The sequence below is a fragment of the Metasolibacillus sp. FSL K6-0083 genome, assembly GCF_038630865.1.
In the GTDB taxonomy this organism is placed as follows: Bacteria; Bacillota; Bacilli; order Bacillales_A; family Planococcaceae; genus Metasolibacillus; species Metasolibacillus fluoroglycofenilyticus.
In genome coordinates, this window is the sequence record NZ_CP152046.1 from 1,760,027 (window position 1) to 1,776,963 (window position 16,937).

Genomic DNA, 16,937 nt, shown 5'->3' on the forward strand with positions numbered 1-16,937 from the left:
ACAGCTCACTAAGAGTGACTTTCTTTACTTACTGCTCGTAAATCACGTTCCACTCGTTTATTTAATTTATTTTCAATCCATTTTCCAATAATCCATAGCAGGAAAACTCCACATATTGTGAGAATTAGCTTTAATGGATGTGTTAATATTGCACGTAAATCATAGCCTAATCCACCTGTCACAGCAATCATAACAAATTTCCCGATAATAAGCCCTATTAAATAGTAGTGCTTGCGGATATTGGATAATCCTGCCACGATATTAATGATAAAGGCTGGTGAAAACGGGAAGCAAAGAAGCACTAATATTGGGGCTAGTCCCCTCATATCTACCCATCTAATTAATGTTTGCACGCGCTTATTTTGTACAACTCGTTGTAGCTTCGGGTGTTTTCCAAATTTGCGTGCTATTAAAAATAATCCGTAAGCTCCGATCACAGCACCAAGCCAAGAAATAAGACCTCCCACAACAATGCCATATGCATTCACATTGGCTACGACGATAACAACGAGCGGTAATACAGGAATAATAGCTTCGATAGCAGTTAAAAAGATGCCAAAAATCGGCCCTAATAAATGATAATGCTCTATTAAATTTTCTAAATTTGCAATTGTAAACCAATCCTTCATTGGCTGTCACCTCTATATCTATTACAGGGTCGCTCCCTATTTCATCGGGGTTGCGAATCGGTCGAAGCTTCACTTTATAGTTATTTTAACATACGAATATCTAATTATTTTCTAACATTGTTCAACATTTTTCGCCATTTTTACAACTATATTTTACACAATATAGACGTGAAACATACACTTTAGTTGCGATGAAAATTACAAAGAGCTGTCGAAAATGGCGGGTTCAAGCCTGCTTTTTCGACAGCTCTTTGTTAATTTACTAACAGTAAACCTATTTTATAATGATCGTTACTATGAACAACATGCTGTGCCAAACGCACTTCATTTTGGTGATTTAATATTTCTAAGCGACAGTGAGCAGCATTCACCTGCAGCGCCTCGTATAATTCACTTTCAGTAAATACTTCCTTACCATTCACTTTGCGAATAACTTCCCCAGCAACTAAGCCCATTTTTTCAGCCGGTGAGTTTGGCAGTACGCCAGCGATAATAACACCGCTAGATAAGGGAGCGACTGCATAACGGTCCGTTCGCTCCTGAATTTTATAATAAAGACTAATAAATAAACGTAAAATAGCTGCACTAATTAACGTTATAACACCAACTAAAGGTATAAAGTACGAGGCTAAACCGCCAATTAATACGAGCTGTGCCAAAATAAAAACGGAGCGACTATATTTCGGATAAAAATAGACTGGTAAAGTACGTTTTGTCATTTGCTGAAAGCCAAAAACAAATGGAAAAAGCACGAGCGAAAATTCTTTAGCACCTAAGCTAAATTGTGGCCACCAAGGAATATAAGCAGCAATTGCGTCACCTGGAATAATGAAAAAAAGTGGTACGACCGAAATGCTCTTACTAAAATAAGTGACGGCATTTCTACCTCGCTTTGTTTGCTGCACTACAGGTGAAGCAAATCGTGGTCCAGCAAGACGAATAAAGCGTGCCTCTACAATTAATAACATTCCAGCTAATAAAGCAACCGTCATTGCAGCCCCATTTTCATATGAAAAGCCCTTGAATGTAAAGTTTAGTACAGTAAATGTTTGACCAAAGTAAGCCATCCCAGCAAGCACACTAAAGCTAATCGCAATTGTTACGATAGGTGATAATAAATGGAATATAAAAACGATAGTGGCTAATATGCTGACAGCTATTAATAACAATAAAAATTCATTTGGAACAACTAAGCCAATCGCCAATATAAGGACAGAAATAATGAGGCTTTCCATCCAATTTATTTTCAGAAAGCTCGTTAACTCTGACCATCCATTTAAAATTCGAATTCTAAAAAAACGGCGCTCCCTTTTCACGCGGCGATACCCAAGATAAACTGCAAAAAAAGCAGCAATATACAATAATGGATTCATAACAAAGCGTAAAACTGCCATAAGTACTTCTATGATGATATCTATATACACAACTTCACCTACCAAGCTTCATCTTTTTCATCAAATATGGGATATCCGATAAGTCATACAGTTGCCTGCTTATTGGACATTAACGATAGCGTTTTGGCAAAGAATTGCCTATTGAAAAAGTAGGCTTTCTTTGACAGCGAGAAAAACACAGCGTTCAGCGATGCTTCTCTTAAGTACAAAAGGACGGGATAAAAATTATCAATCACGCCCAAATTTTTTAAGCTAATTAAAGGAATCTGCTGAAAAAAGTGAAAATTCATTCGCCTTTTCAAATAGCCCTATAACTTCTTATTGATTGAAGGTTCACTTTATATTGTAGCAAAACACCCGCCTATTGCGTAGCATAATTTGTAATAGGATTATCCACTGAAAATCGACTCCCGCAAAACCTCTTGATATAAAGTGAAACTTCAATCAGTGGATGGTTTTCTCCACTGATTGTTAGTTGAACCAATCGGGCTTTTACAGGCAGTTGATCTCCCACTTATCCTTAGCGTATTTTTTACTTAAGTCTTGAAGTGGGAGTTTTAATGCCTGTTAATGCGGGACAAAGTGAAACTTCAATCAGTGGATGGTTTTCTCCACGGATTGTTAGCGTCCGAAAAGCTATGCATGGCTTTTCGGACGCCCTATCGCCTTACTTGCGGCTATCTAATTCATGCAATAAAAAGCTAATCGCCATTTCTAGCTGCAAATCGTGCTCTGGCTTTTCTTTATAGGAAAGGGCCTCCTTTTGCAATGCAGCAAAGAAGCTTTCCTCTAGCTCTTCTCCCGCTATCAAATTGTGTTTTTTGCGGAACTGCTGTACCACTTCGGCTGTTTCCTCATCGAAAAACCCATCCTGCCGAGCGACTGAATAGCCAAGTTCATTTAACACGTTTTGAACGTAAGCAATTTCCTCACTGAAATCACCTTGCTTGAAAGTCCCTACTAACGGCATCATTTCTAGCGCGAAGAGCGGATGTTGCTTTACCTCGATATCTGGTAAAACGCCCTTTCCATGAATCCAATCCTTCGTTGGTGTTAACCATTTATTCGTTGAAAGCTTCACTTCACCGCCATTTTGTAGCTCCCAAGATTTTTGGACTGTTCCTTTGCCAAAGCTTGTATTGCCAATAATCGTCGCCCGCTCCCATGCCTGCATTGCAGCGGCAAATACTTCACTTGCAGAAGCACTTCCTTCATTTTGTAAAATGACAATCGGCTTTGTTAACGAGGCAATTTGCTCTGGCTTTGTCGCAAGAGGCTCTAATGCCCCCGTATTGTTTTGCATATAGGCAAAAATACGCTCCCGATTTTCCAATGTACTAATAATTTCTGCAACACTATGCAAATAACCACCCGGATTATCACGCACATCAACAATCCAGCCTTGCACATCACTCTTTTCTACTTCTGCAACAGCATTCTTCCATTCCTCTGCTGTTTTTTCACCAAACATGCTAAGTGATAAATAACCAAATGATTCCTCGGCACGCTCTATAACAGCGGCCTCCACAGTTTCATTTTTTAGCGCTGCACGCTCAATCGTCAGCTTAATATGACGTTCTGCCTGTGGTCGGTATAAAACAAGCGTTACCTTTTGTCCAATTTTGCCTTGCATTAGGCGCATAACATCGCCCATCGTTTTACCATCAAGTCGCTCGTCATCAATTTGAACAATTTCATCTAATGGACGCACTCCGGCTTGCTCAGCAGGTGAATCTTTAACAGGTGAAACAATGACAAATTTACCGTGCGTTTCCGCTAGCTCCACACCGATGCCGACTCGTTCGCTTGCAAGTGACTGTCTATGTATAGCAGCCTCCTGTTCGCTATAATATGTGCTATACGGATCTTTAATTGCTGATGCCATACCACGCAATGCACCTTCTACTAATACATTCGAGGTTGTATCATAAACAGATTGCTGTGAAATAATTGAATACAATTCATCTACAACTGCGAGCTCCTCAGTTGGGGCCTTTTTAGCAAATAAAAAGTCATTATTCCATAAATACAAACTACCTCCCACAATGGCAACGACACAAAATAATAAAACAATTCGGCTTTTGCGCATCTACTAACCTCCTACTAAACAAATTATGAATAATAGTAGGAAATGATACGTCCTGTTGCTTTATTTTAATTTCGATGCATATAGTTGCAATGCCTCTAAATCAAGTGGACCAGTAATTTGATGCTGAACACGCCCTTCCGAATCAATCATAAATGTGGTAGGAATCGCAAGTATTTTATATGTTTCCGCAATGTCTTTTGATTGTGCAAGTAAAACAGGAAACTGCACATCAAAGCCATTAACGAATTGCTGAATTTGTTTATTAGAGCCATCCTGATACGTTAAATTAACAGCTAAAATTTCTACATTATCTGTAGCGGCATACTTTTTATAATAATTTTGCATATGTGGCATTTCTGCTTTACATGGTGGACACCAAGTTGCCCAAAAATTAATCATTACTTTCCTTCCACGATAATCTTCCAATGACACCGTTTGTCCATCAAGTGTTTGCAATGTAAAATTAGGTGCAAACTGCCCTTTCTTCAAACCTACCAACTCAACTTCTTGTCCAATCGTCGCCTCAGCAAGCCTTTGACTATCTTCAACTTGCCCTTTTATATATGTCACTAACGCAATCGTTACTAGTAAGAGCACGAGCAGCAAACTCATTGTTTTTTTCATCAAGTATCCTCCCAAAATATGAAAGGCTACCTTGGAAGATTTAAACTTCCTCGGCAGCCTTTATGCTCTTCAAATCAGTTCCGCCTTAGCTAACTTTAGTCTGGATTCAGCTTTAGGTCCATTCGATGTGGGACAGTCAGCCGTAATTAGAACTAAGTGTGTGCGTCCCGCCAGCTATTGAGGTGGCAGTGTTCTGCTGAAAGAAGTTAAATTATAGCGGAATATAGCGCAGTGGATTTACCGAACCTACACTTTGTCCACGCCAAGGTCCAATATGAATTTCAAAATGTAAATGAGGTCCTGTTGAACGACCCGTACTACCCATCGAACCAATTCTTTGTCCTTTACTTACCGTCTCACCTACACTTACGTTATAGCCACTTAAATGGGCATATACCGAAGTAAATATTTGACCATCAATTGAATGCGTTAAAATAATCACATTACCATATGTAGATAATGGGGCAGCATAGGAAACAACTCCGTCTGTTGCTGCAACAATTGGCGTTCCTGTTGCATTTGCTAAATCAACACCATAGTGGAATTCTGTACCATAGCCAATATTACGCCAGCCATAGCCAGATGTTAAACGTCCGTTTGTAGGCTTTGTCCACGTACCAGAGGACACGACAGGAATATTATTATTTGCCATTTCACGTCGACGCTGTAATTCTTGCTGACGAGCAATTTCTGCAAGGCGGTTTTGCTCTGCAATAATTTGCTTCTGCAATTCCTCCTCTATTTGCAGTGCTTCTGAATACTCAGCCTCTAGTAAGCGCTTTTCATCTTTCAGCTTTTCTTGCTCACGCTCTAGCTCATCAATTAATTTATTTTTATCCTTCTTTTGAGTATCTAAAGAAGCACGTAATCTTTCAAGCTCTGCTTGATTTTCCTGCAATTTCTTTTTCTTATTTTCTAAAATAAGCTTTTGTTCCTCTAAGCTTTCAATATCTCGTTTTTGATCGCGCATAATTTGGCGGTCCGCCTCCATTAATGTGCTAACAGCCGAGAAACGGTCAATAAAATCAACAAAGCTATTGGCGCCAAGAAGCACGTCCAAATAAGAAACTGTCCCATTTGCCTGAATTGCGCGCATACGCTCACGCAATAATTCATCGCGCTGCGCAATTTTGTCCTCTAGCTCCGCAATCGCTTCCTCAAGCACGGCAATCTCTTGATTAGCTATTTTGATTTCTTCGACAACAGCATCAATTTCATTATTTGTTTGCACAATTTTTTGATCAAGTGCTTCAATTTGTGCCAATATCTCCTGCTGTCTTTTTTCGTTTGAACTAATTTCAGAGCTTGTTTCATTAATGGAGTTCGTTATATTTGTTCTCTGCTTTTCTACTTCATTTTTTTTGCCCTTTAAATCATTTAACGTATTTGCCGAAACTGCTGGCATTTGCACAACAAGCAATAACGCTAGAATGATTGCTAGCCACTTAAATGTTGCTGACTTCAATCCGATAAACTCCTTTCTACTATTAATTACACCTCAGCTAACGCTAGTTGGTAGAAGTTAACCTGAAACTGTGACGACACATGCCAATATTTAATTGAGAAATGTTAAACTTTTAAAAACTTGCGTACGGACATAAAGCTACCCCATACCCCAATTAATATACCAATAGCGAGAATTAAGCCGTTTACTTGATAAAGTAAAGGGGTCGTAGGCAAAATTTGCAGCATTTGCCCTTTTAAACGTGGCAATAGTATTTGATAAATATTGTAATAGGCAGCCGATACTGCAATGATTGGAATGATTGAGCCTAAAATACCAAGCCACATACCTTCTAAAACAAATGGAATACGCACAAATGAATTCGTTGCACCGACAAGCTTCATAATTTCAATTTCATCTCTTCGTGCAACAATCGTAATGCGAATCGTATTTGAAATTAAAAACATTGCTGTGAAAAGCAGGCCTAAAATAAGCGCTAAACCTACGTTTCTACTAATTTTAATAAAGTTAAAAAGATTCTCTACTTTTCCTTCACCGTATTTCACTTCATATGTATTATCGAACTTATCAATCGCTTTTGCTACATTTGCTGTTTCGTGTGGATCGACTGCCTTTACATATAAAACGTTGTGTAACGGGTTGTTTTGCTCATACAAGCTAAGCTCATCTCCAAAATCTTTAATGAGCTTATCAAGTTCTTGTCCTTTTGAAGAGTAGACAACTTCAGCTACTTCAGGTAAGTTATGGATTTCATCTATAAGCTGGTCTTCGGCTAGCTTTGCCTCTTCAGGATCCGCGATTATATCAATATAAACACGTATTTCAACATCATTTTCTAAATCTGTTGCAACTTTATTTAAGTTCATCATGATGACTGCAAATACACCAACAAGTAGCAATGTTACAGTTACTGCACTAATCGAGGCAAATGTCATCCAGCCGTTGCGTCCTAATGATTTAAAACTTTCTCGGAAATGTCGGCGAATTGTTCTACCCTTCATAGCCATAATCACCTCCGTACTCATCACGAGCAATCATACCGCCCTCAATCGCAATTACGCGTCGACGAATCGTATTGACAATTTCTCTATTATGCGTCGCCATGACAATTGTCGTACCACGCGCATTAATTTCTTCAAAAATATTCATAATTTCCCATGACGTTTCAGGGTCGAGATTTCCTGTAGGCTCGTCCGCAATCACAACTTTAGGCATGTTCACAATAGAGCGAGCGATAGCTACACGCTGCTGCTCCCCCCCAGACAACTCGCTAGGAAGCATACGTACTTTATGCTTAAGACCGACAAGCTCTAAAACCTCTAGCACGCGTTGACGAATCTTTCTAGGCTGTTCTTCAATAACCTCCATTGCAAACGCCACATTTTCATACACTGTTAGCCGTGGCAATAGCTTAAAGTCTTGAAAGACAATCCCTAAATGTCTGCGCATTTTCGGAATGCGGCTTTGCTTTAATGTCGTTAAATTTATACCATTTACAATTACATCACCAGAAGTTGCTTTTTCTTCACGATACATTAATTTTATAAATGTAGACTTCCCTGCACCACTTGGACCGACAACATAAACGAATTCACCTTGTCTTATATCAACAGTGATACCATTAGTAGCTACAACACCATTCGGATATTTTTTTACAACATTGTTCATTTGAATCATTTTTTACCACCTAAATTTCGTCATATCACAAGTTGACAATTTTTTTACTCTTCCTCATTATAACATTGTATACGCTTCTTGCTATTACATTTTCATGTCAATATAGATTGATTTTCACGCACCCTTGCAAACTACGTCTTAGAGCGTTTTAACGCCTCCTACTTTGCAACAATTATTACAAAATATTTCGTGATAAAGCGCATTATAAATCAGCGTTATAGTTATGTATAATACTAAAGTCATAATTCGCTCATAAAAAATAGGCTGCCCGGAAAGGCAGCCTTGTTTTGCAAAGACAAATTAATTTACGTTTCTTCATTTAGGTGAAACACTACTAAACACAGTGTTTCTTCCTTTCCCAAAGAAAGCTCTCTCATTTAACGGGCGTGTCTTGAAGACGCCCTTTTAATTATTATGGTAGCGAACGATTACTGAGCCTGTACGTGTTTCGCCTAGTAGTTTTAAAACAGGTGCACCTTCAACTGTTTTGCTGAAGTGTGCTGTTTTTAATAAAAATTGGTCTTCGTTTGTGCTGACAGTGACATCTGGCAGACCAACATCTGTTTTTCCAAAGTTTGTCGTCACACGCCCATCTAACGATAAGCCTTTTGGTACATAGAGCTCCACTGTACCAGCTACAGCCGAGCCCTTTAATTTACGAGCTTTGTCAGAGCTTGTCGTTAATGTAACAGCACCATTAACAGATTCCGCTTCAATTTCCTGAATATCCCCATCAATATAAATGCGACCATTTACTGACTCTGCCTCTAAATCTTCCCCCTTCACTAAACGAGCTTCAATCATGCCATTACCAGAATTTAAGTCTGCACGCTGGAATTCTGATTTTTCAATGCGAATTGCCCCATTATACGTTTTTAATTTTAGTAAAGTAGAGTGAATATTGCTTGCCGTCATACTACCATTCAATAAACGAACGATTAAAATATCATAGTGCTTTTCCGGTACATGAAGGTGTAAATCAACAGATGACATTTTTACTGCTGTTGCAATCGTCAGCTTGCCATCATTCAATGTGACAAAATCATTTGTAAACTTAGCAATTGTTTGTTCCTCATCATTATCGGATTTCGTTACTTTCACATGAGCTTCCACAAGCACCTTATCATCTGCCGCTTTTTCAAGCGTCAGCTTACCGCTTGGTAAATCAATTTCAAAACCTTTTACTTGCTCTGCATCGTACACATATGTTTTATTAAACTCTACTTTTTCGCCAAATGGAAACTCAAAATCGAATTCCTTCACCTTTGAAAAAGCACCATTCATTAGGCCCATCATGCGATTGCTAAATTGAGATAAATCTTCTTTTAAATCATTCATAAATTCGTTCATTTTATGATTTGCTTCTTTATCATTGAACGCTTTATTAAATAGGTCCTCAAAACCGGATGTTGTACGCTTTTCTGAATCATCAACCTTACTAAAGTCCTCGCTTTTCGCCTGCTGCTCCTCTACTTTAGGTGCGACTGGCATCGTCGCTTGTCCAGACTCATCTTTCCCTAATGCTTCTAGTAATACAATGGCCTCTTCTGCTGAAATTGTTCCGTTTTCAACTAATTTTAAAATACGTTGACGTTCACTTTGCATATTAAAAAGCCTCCCTCTGATTTGTATACTAAGTTATACGCCCGAGGGAGGAAAAAGGTTTCATGTTTTTTTATCAAAAATAGCTTAGAAAAAACCTATACAATCTACAGAATTTACGATTTTGCTACCATATTAGCAATTTGCTCTGCCATGCGCTTACGATCGCGCTCTAAAATCGGCTTTAAATAACGTCCTGTGTGGCTCGCCTCATTCGCACAAATTTCCTCAGGTGTACCTGTTGCAACAATAGTTCCACCTTTGTCGCCACCCTCTGGACCTAAATCAATCATATAATCAGCTGTTTTAATCACATCTAAATTATGCTCAATTACGAGTACTGTCTCACCATTATCAACAAGTCGCTGTAGCACGACTAATAAGCGAGCTATATCGTCCGCATGTAAGCCTGTCGTCGGCTCATCTAAAATATAAAATGACTTTCCTGTTGAACGACGATGCAGCTCAGAGGCTAACTTTACGCGCTGTGCCTCTCCACCTGATAATGTCGTTGCAGGCTGTCCTAGCTTCATATAGCCTAAGCCAACATCCACAATTGTTTGTAGCTTGCGATGAATTTTTGGAATGTTTTCGAAAAAGACGACCGCATCCTCAATTGTCATATCAAGCACTTCAGCGATATTCTTATCTTTATATTTCACTTCTAGCGTCTCTCGATTATAGCGTTTGCCGTGACATACCTCGCATGGCACATATACATCTGGTAAAAAGTGCATTTCAATTTTTATAATACCATCACCACGACAAGCCTCACAGCGACCACCTTTTACATTAAAGCTAAAGCGCCCTTTTTTATAGCCGCGTACCTTCGCCTCATTCGTCACAGCAAAGACGTCGCGTATATCATCAAAAACGCCTGTATAAGTTGCAGGATTGGAGCGTGGTGTACGCCCAATTGGTGACTGGTCAATATCAATGACCTTTTCTAACTGCTGAATACCATCTAGCGATTTATGCGCTCCAGGCTTTACCTTTGAGCGATTCAATTTTGACGCGAGCGATTTATATAATATCTCATTAATAAGCGTAGATTTACCAGAGCCTGATACACCTGTTACAGCAATAAATACGCCAAGTGGAATATCGACATTCACTTTTTTCAGATTATTTTCGCTCGCACCTTTAATGACAAGCTTGCGGCCATCCGGTTTGCGTCGTTCAGCAGGTAGAGGAATAAATTTTTTACCGCTCAAATACTGCCCCGTCAACGATGAATCATTGCCCATGACCTCTGTTGGCGTTCCTTGCGCAACTATTTGTCCACCATGCACACCTGCTCCCGGTCCAACATCAATAATATAATCTGCTGCTAGCATTGTATCTTCATCATGCTCTACGACAATTAATGTATTTCCCAAATCCCGCATGCTTTGCAGCGTCGTGATTAAACGGTCATTATCGCGCTGATGCAAGCCAATCGATGGCTCGTCTAAAATATACAGTACACCTGTTAAACGTGAGCCAATTTGTGTAGCTAAGCGTATGCGCTGTGCTTCCCCACCTGACAAAGTCCCAGCCGCACGTGATAAGGTTAAATAGTCCAAGCCAACATTTACTAAAAAGCCTAGTCGTTCATGAATTTCACGTAAAACTAAACGCGCGATTTGCAAATCTTTATCCGATAATTTTAAGCTATCAAAAAACGCATTTGCTTCCGAAATAGAAAACTGCGTTACTTCACCGATATGCTTGTCGCTTAACTTCACCGCTAGCGTCTCTGGCTTTAAGCGGTACCCCTTACAGGCTGGACATGGCTGCTCTGCCATATACTTTTCCATTTGCTCACGCACATAGTCTGAGGACGTATCACGAAAACGACGTTCTACATTATTCAATACACCTTCAAATTCAATTAATTGGCTACGCTTATGCCCAAACTCATTTTCATAATCAAACTGAATTTTTTCCTTTCCAGAGCCTTTTAACACTTTATCCATTTGTGGCTTTGGTATATCTTTAATTGGTACATCCATTGGAATACCGTAATGGTTACATACCGCTTTTAATAATTGTGGATAATATTGAGAACTCGTCGGCTCCCACGGCGCAATAGCATGCTCAAGCAACGTTTTATCCCAATCTGGCACAACTAAATCCTTATCTACCTCACGCTTCATCCCTAGCCCATCACAAGAAGTACACGCACCAAATGGGCTATTGAAGGAGAACATGCGTGGCTCTAGCTCTCCGATAGAAAAACCACATTGTGGACATGCGTGATGCTCGCTAAATAAAAGCTCCTCATGCTCCATCACATCGACAAGTACACGTCCCTCAGCTAGACGTAATGCAGCCTCTAATGAATCACTTAAACGTGCGGCAATCCCTTCCTTCATTACAACACGGTCAACGACAACCTCAATAGTATGCTTTTTATTTTTATCCAACTCAATATTGTCGTCTAAATCGCGAAGCTCCCCATTAATACGCACACGCACATAGCCTTGCTTTTTCAAGTCCTCCAATAGCTTTACATGCGTTCCTTTACGTCCTTCAATCATCGGTGCAAGAAGCTGCATTTTTGTGCGTTCAGGGTATTCCATTAAGCGGTCAACCATTTGTTCAACTGTTTGTGACGTAATAGGCGTTCCATGTGTTGGACAAATAGGTGTACCGATACGCGCGAATAATAATCGTAAATAATCATAAATTTCCGTTACTGTTCCAACAGTCGAGCGTGGATTACGACTCGTTGTTTTTTGGTCAATTGAAATTGCTGGCGACAAGCCCTCAATCGTATCAACATCCGGCTTATCCATTTGTCCTAAAAATTGGCGTGCATAAGCAGATAGTGACTCAACATAACGGCGCTGCCCCTCAGCATAAATTGTATCAAATGCTAATGAAGATTTTCCTGAGCCAGATAACCCTGTTAAAACGACTAGTTGATCACGAGGAATTGTTATGTCAATGTTTTTTAAATTATGTGCCCGGGCACCTTGTACAACGATTTCTGTATTTTTCAAGTGGAATCACCTTTCTGCCTTCAATTCAAAGATTGTGTCTCGAAGCTCTGCTGCACGTTCAAAATCAAGCGCCTTCGATGCTTCTTTCATCTCTATTTCCAATGATGCAATCAATTTATCAATTTCAGCCTTCGTTAATTTTTTACCTTTTGTCACTTTTGTTACGTATGTTTCCTCTTCCTCTGCTACTTGTGTTGCGCGAATAACATCTGGAATTTTCTTAATAATCGTTCTAGGTGTAATACCATGTTCCTCATTATAGGCAATTTGAATGGAACGACGGCGCTTTGTTTCCTCAATCGCTTTTTGCATTGAGTCTGTCATTTTATCTGCATACATAATCACATGGCCATTCGCATTCCGTGCAGCGCGCCCAATAGTTTGAATAAGTGAACGCTCAGAGCGAAGGAAACCCTCTTTATCAGCATCTAAAATCGCTACAAGTGATACTTCTGGAATATCAAGTCCTTCTCGCAATAAATTAATGCCAACCAACACATCGTATGTCCCTTTGCGCAGCTCGCGAATAATTTCAATGCGCTCTAGCGTTTTAATTTCAGAGTGCAAATATTCTACCTTTAAGCCTGCTTCCTTTAAATAAGAAGTTAAATCCTCCGACATTTTTTTCGTCAATGTCGTTACAAGCACTCGCTCTTTGCGCTCCATGCGTTGATGGATTTCATCTATTAAATCATCAATTTGCCCTTCAATTGGACGCACATCAATTAGCGGGTCTAATAAGCCTGTTGGACGGATAATTTGTTCAACCATTTCCGGTGTATGCTCTAGCTCATACGGACCTGGCGTCGCTGATACATAAATCGCCTGACTAATCTTTGAATCAAACTCTTCAAACTTTAGTGGACGATTATCCAAAGCTGATGGCAAACGGAAGCCATGCTCCACTAACACTGACTTTCTCGCTTGGTCACCATTGTACATTCCACGCACCTGCGGCAATGTTACATGGCTTTCATCAACAATGAGTAGAAAATCGTCGGGGAAATAGTCGAGCAATGTGTATGGTGTAGCCCCCGATTCGCGCAATGTTAAATGACGTGAGTAATTCTCAATACCTGAACAAAAGCCCATTTCTTTCATCATTTCTAAATCATAATTTGTACGTTGCTCTAGGCGCTGTGCCTCTAACAATTTATCCTCCGCACGAAACTTTGTTAACTGCTCGTCCAGCTCCACCTCAATGTTTTTAATGGCCTTAAGCATCTTCTCCTCACGTGTAACGAAGTGAGATGCCGGAAAAATAGCTACATGCTCACGCTCCGCTAAAATTTCACCCGTCAATGCATCGACCTCGCGAATACGGTCAATCTCATCTCCGAAAAACTCGACGCGAACACAATGCTCATCACGAGATGCTGGGAAAATTTCAACTACATCACCGCGCACCCGAAATGTTCCACGAATAAAGTTAATATCATTGCGCTCATATTGCACATCGACAAGACGACGTAACAGTTCATTACGCTCTATTTCCATCCCTGTGCGAATAGAAACAACCATTTCTCGGTATTCCTCTGGCGAACCTAAGCCATAAATACAAGAGACTGAAGCAATAATAATTACATCATTACGCTCAAATAATGCGGATGTTGCTGAATGTCGTAGTTTATCTATTTCATCATTGATGCTCGAATCTTTCTCGATATACGTATCCGTTTGTGGTACATATGCCTCGGGTTGGTAGTAGTCATAATAGCTGACAAAGTATTCCACTGCGTTATTTGGGAAAAACTCTTTAAATTCGCTATAAAGCTGACCTGCCAATGTTTTATTATGTGCCATAACAAGTGTAGGCTTATTTATTTGCTGGATAACATTCGAAACGGTAAATGTTTTCCCTGTACCTGTTGCACCTAGTAACGTTTGATGCCGCTTTCCTTCTCGAATGCCTTTAACAAGCTCCTGAATGGCACTTGGTTGATCACCATTAGGTTTATAAGCCGATTGTAAATCAAAAATTTCCGTCATGCTTTTTCGTCCCTTCTTGCCAATCTAGTTAGTTGTATTTTAGCATATTCATTTTCAAATATCGACAATTAAGCGAACATATATTCCTTCGTTTTTTAAAAATCTACTTTTCAAGCAAGTTTAATTCATCGCAGCGTCCCAAAAGCATTGTATTTCCTGCTTTTGGGAAGCCTCAATTAAATTTAGCTTTTTAATGCAAATAAAAACAGCATGTTAGATTTTCACTTTTCTAACATGCTGCCCTATTTTTTTGCCATCCTTTAAGTGATTCACATAAAGGCAATGCTTTCTTCATTTGGTTGCTCCTCCAGCTCGCGTAATTCGCTTGTATAATTATAAAAATCTTGTTCATTCCTTTCATCTAATGCCACATCGATTAACTCTTTCAATTTTTCAATTCTTTGCAGCCTTTGGAGCCTACTTAAGAATAAGTCCAGATAAATATCACTCAACAATTGCTCGCATTGATTTTTAGTACCTTGCTGACCCACTGCGCGTAAAAACTCAGTGTATGAATAGAATTTATCCATGTTAATCACCTCGATGCTCTTTTTTCTATTATATAGAACAGAAAATCAATTTGCAATATTTTCTGATAATTTTATCTTTTCTAAATATTTTTATTGCTTTATCATCATTATTGTTGATTTCATTAACATAGATGTATTATACTGGATATTATAGAGGATAGGTGGATTGTTCTATTTTATTGGAGGAGATTCTAATTTGAATACAAGCATTAAACATCTAAATTCTTACTGTGTTACAAATGCAACTTATTTACTTTTACCAATAAAAAAAGACAAGCGGTTGCATACACTCGTCTTTGATAAAGCCGGTTGTCTCTACGTTTCACAAAGTCCCATGAAAATCATTCGCGCCTCATGCAGACAAATGGGAAGCAGCTACCAATCAGCGATAGAGCTTTCCAAACAATACTTCGGCGCAAACAAGCATAAACTCCCCATTGTCGTCGCAATCAATTACGGAGACCCTTGTGTTATGTTTCCTTTAATGTCTCCAAAATCCCCTTTGAACGGCTGGGTATCATTCAACTCCTTAATCAATATCCGAGACCAAGAAGGTCAAATTAACGTCACATTCAAAAATTTTTTAGATTCCGATTTAGATATTCAATATACATCTTTTTGTAAACAGTATGTCAGTGCAGCGATGTTACATAAGCACTTAACATCAAAATGGACGCATTTATATTAATTTAATGTATGAGCACCCCTCTATCCTCTACACTTGAAAAAAGGCTTTTCAGAAAAGTGTAACCTCCTCTGAATAGCCCCATAGCTTTCTATTTTATAATGCGCGAACGTAAATAAGCATTAATAAACGCATCAATATCTCCGTCCATTACTGCGCCAACATTCCCTGTTTCCTCGTTCGTACGATGATCCTTTACCATCGAATATGGGTGGAATACATAGGAACGAATTTGCGAGCCCCAGCCAATTTCCTTTTGCTCACCACGAATTTCATCAAGCTGCGCCTGTTGCTTTTCAATTTCTAATTGGTAAAGCTTAGCCTTCAACATTTGCATTGCTTTTTCACGGTTTTTAATTTGTGAGCGCTCCGCCTGACACTGCACTACGACACCTGTTGGTATATGCGTAATACGAACAGCAGAGTCCGTCGTATTAATATGCTGTCCACCAGCACCTGTCGAGCGATACGTATCAACTTTTAAATCCTCGGAACGCACTTCTATTTCAATATCGTCGTTAAACTCTGGCATTACTTCACATGATACAAATGATGTATGGCGACGACCTGAAGAGTCAAATGGCGAAATACGTACAAGACGATGTACGCCTTTTTCCGATTTCAAATAGCCATATGCATTATGACCTGTAATCGAAAGTGTAACGGATTTAATCCCCGCTTCCTCACCAGGTAAATAATCAATTGTTGATACTTTAAAGCCTCTCTTTTCAGCCCAGCGTGTGTACATACGAAGCAACATAGAGCCCCAATCTTGAGATTCCGTACCACCTGCACCGGGATGCAGCTCTAAAATCGCATTATTTTTATCATATGGATCGGCTAACAGCATTTGCAATTCAAAGTCTTCCATCTTTTCTTCAAACTGCTCTAGTTCGCTTTCTAGCTCCATTTGTAAATCTTCATCTGGCTCCTCACGTAAAAGCTCTATTGTCATCTCTAAATTCTCATGTGTCGCGAGTAATTCATTGTAATCATTGACAATTGCTTTAATACCATTTGCTTCATTAATAACCGTTTGTGCCGCTTGCTGATCATTCCAGAAATCAGGCATGAGCATTAATTCATCAAGCTCCTGAATACGTGCCTCTTTATTTTCTAAGTCAAAGAGACCCCCTAAAATCAGCTAATTTCCCCGCTGTATTTTCTAAAATGTTTCTTGCTTCTGCTAATTCAATCATATTTATTCCTCCGTTGATTTTCTTCTATATGAAGAAGTAGAAAGGGACTGCCTAAAAAGCGTGCTAC

Annotated in this window: 13 protein-coding genes; 1 reads left to right on the plus strand and 12 read right to left on the minus strand. The window is 39.3% G+C overall.

Features of this window, described 5'->3' with window-relative positions; all coding sequences use genetic code 11:
• Nucleotides 1-8: 8 nt before the first annotated feature.
• The 11 genes from MHB51_RS08345 to MHB51_RS08395 all read right to left on the minus strand — a co-directional run bounded on the left by MHB51_RS08345 (nt 9) and on the right by MHB51_RS08395 (nt 14,986).
• On the minus strand, nt 9-629 hold the full coding sequence (locus MHB51_RS08345; protein ID WP_066165126.1) for a TVP38/TMEM64 family protein: 621 nt from the start codon (nt 627-629) through the stop codon (nt 9-11).
• A 254-nt stretch (nt 630-883) separates the two neighbouring features.
• On the minus strand, nt 884-2,053 hold the full coding sequence (locus MHB51_RS08350; protein ID WP_342559372.1) for a PDZ domain-containing protein: 1,170 nt from the start codon (nt 2,051-2,053) through the stop codon (nt 884-886).
• Nucleotides 2,054-2,690: 637 nt separating this feature from the next.
• Nucleotides 2,691-4,112, minus strand: a complete 1,422-nt coding sequence (locus MHB51_RS08355; protein WP_066165123.1) for a S41 family peptidase — start codon at nt 4,110-4,112, stop codon at nt 2,691-2,693.
• Nucleotides 4,113-4,172: 60 nt separating this feature from the next.
• Entirely contained in the window at nt 4,173-4,736 is a 564-nt protein-coding gene (locus MHB51_RS08360; protein WP_342473004.1) for a redoxin domain-containing protein, read from the minus strand.
• A 211-nt stretch (nt 4,737-4,947) separates the two neighbouring features.
• Nucleotides 4,948-6,201, minus strand: coding sequence for a peptidoglycan DD-metalloendopeptidase family protein (locus MHB51_RS08365; protein WP_066165117.1), 1,254 nt, complete (start codon nt 6,199-6,201; stop codon nt 4,948-4,950).
• A gap of 104 nt (nt 6,202-6,305) precedes the next feature.
• On the minus strand, nt 6,306-7,202 hold the full coding sequence (gene ftsX, locus MHB51_RS08370; RefSeq protein WP_342559373.1) for a permease-like cell division protein FtsX: 897 nt from the start codon (nt 7,200-7,202) through the stop codon (nt 6,306-6,308).
• A complete protein-coding gene (ftsE, locus tag MHB51_RS08375) occupies nt 7,192-7,878 on the minus strand; it encodes a cell division ATP-binding protein FtsE (RefSeq protein WP_066165112.1) in 687 nt (228 codons plus the stop codon). Before ftsE ends, ftsX begins: the two co-directional genes overlap by 11 nt.
• Before the next feature lie 405 nt (nt 7,879-8,283).
• Nucleotides 8,284-9,483 (minus strand): DUF4097 family beta strand repeat-containing protein, encoded by a 1,200-nt coding sequence (locus tag MHB51_RS08380; RefSeq protein WP_066165109.1) that lies wholly within the window; start codon nt 9,481-9,483, stop codon nt 8,284-8,286.
• A gap of 113 nt (nt 9,484-9,596) precedes the next feature.
• Nucleotides 9,597-12,467, minus strand: a complete 2,871-nt coding sequence (uvrA, locus tag MHB51_RS08385; RefSeq protein ID WP_342559374.1) for an excinuclease ABC subunit UvrA — start codon at nt 12,465-12,467, stop codon at nt 9,597-9,599.
• Nucleotides 12,468-12,473: 6 nt separating this feature from the next.
• Entirely contained in the window at nt 12,474-14,456 is a 1,983-nt protein-coding gene (gene uvrB, locus MHB51_RS08390) for an excinuclease ABC subunit UvrB (RefSeq protein WP_066165103.1), read from the minus strand.
• Nucleotides 14,457-14,725: 269 nt separating this feature from the next.
• Entirely contained in the window at nt 14,726-14,986 is a 261-nt protein-coding gene (locus tag MHB51_RS08395; protein WP_066165100.1) for an IDEAL domain-containing protein, read from the minus strand.
• A 196-nt stretch (nt 14,987-15,182) separates the two neighbouring features.
• Between MHB51_RS08395 and MHB51_RS08400 the strand changes: the two genes are divergently transcribed.
• Complete coding sequence (locus tag MHB51_RS08400; RefSeq protein ID WP_066165097.1) at nt 15,183-15,674, plus strand: competence protein ComK; 492 nt, start codon at nt 15,183-15,185, stop codon at nt 15,672-15,674.
• 88 nt (nt 15,675-15,762) lie between these two features.
• Here the strand turns inward: MHB51_RS08400 and prfB are convergent.
• Nucleotides 15,763-16,867, minus strand: a protein-coding gene (prfB, locus tag MHB51_RS08405; protein WP_154098179.1) for a peptide chain release factor 2 whose coding sequence is annotated in 2 segments (ribosomal slippage) — nt 15,763-16,794 and nt 16,796-16,867 — 1,104 coding nt in all. Because the reading frame shifts where the segments join, the coding sequence is not laid out codon by codon here.
• Between the last annotated feature and the right edge of the window lie 70 nt (nt 16,868-16,937).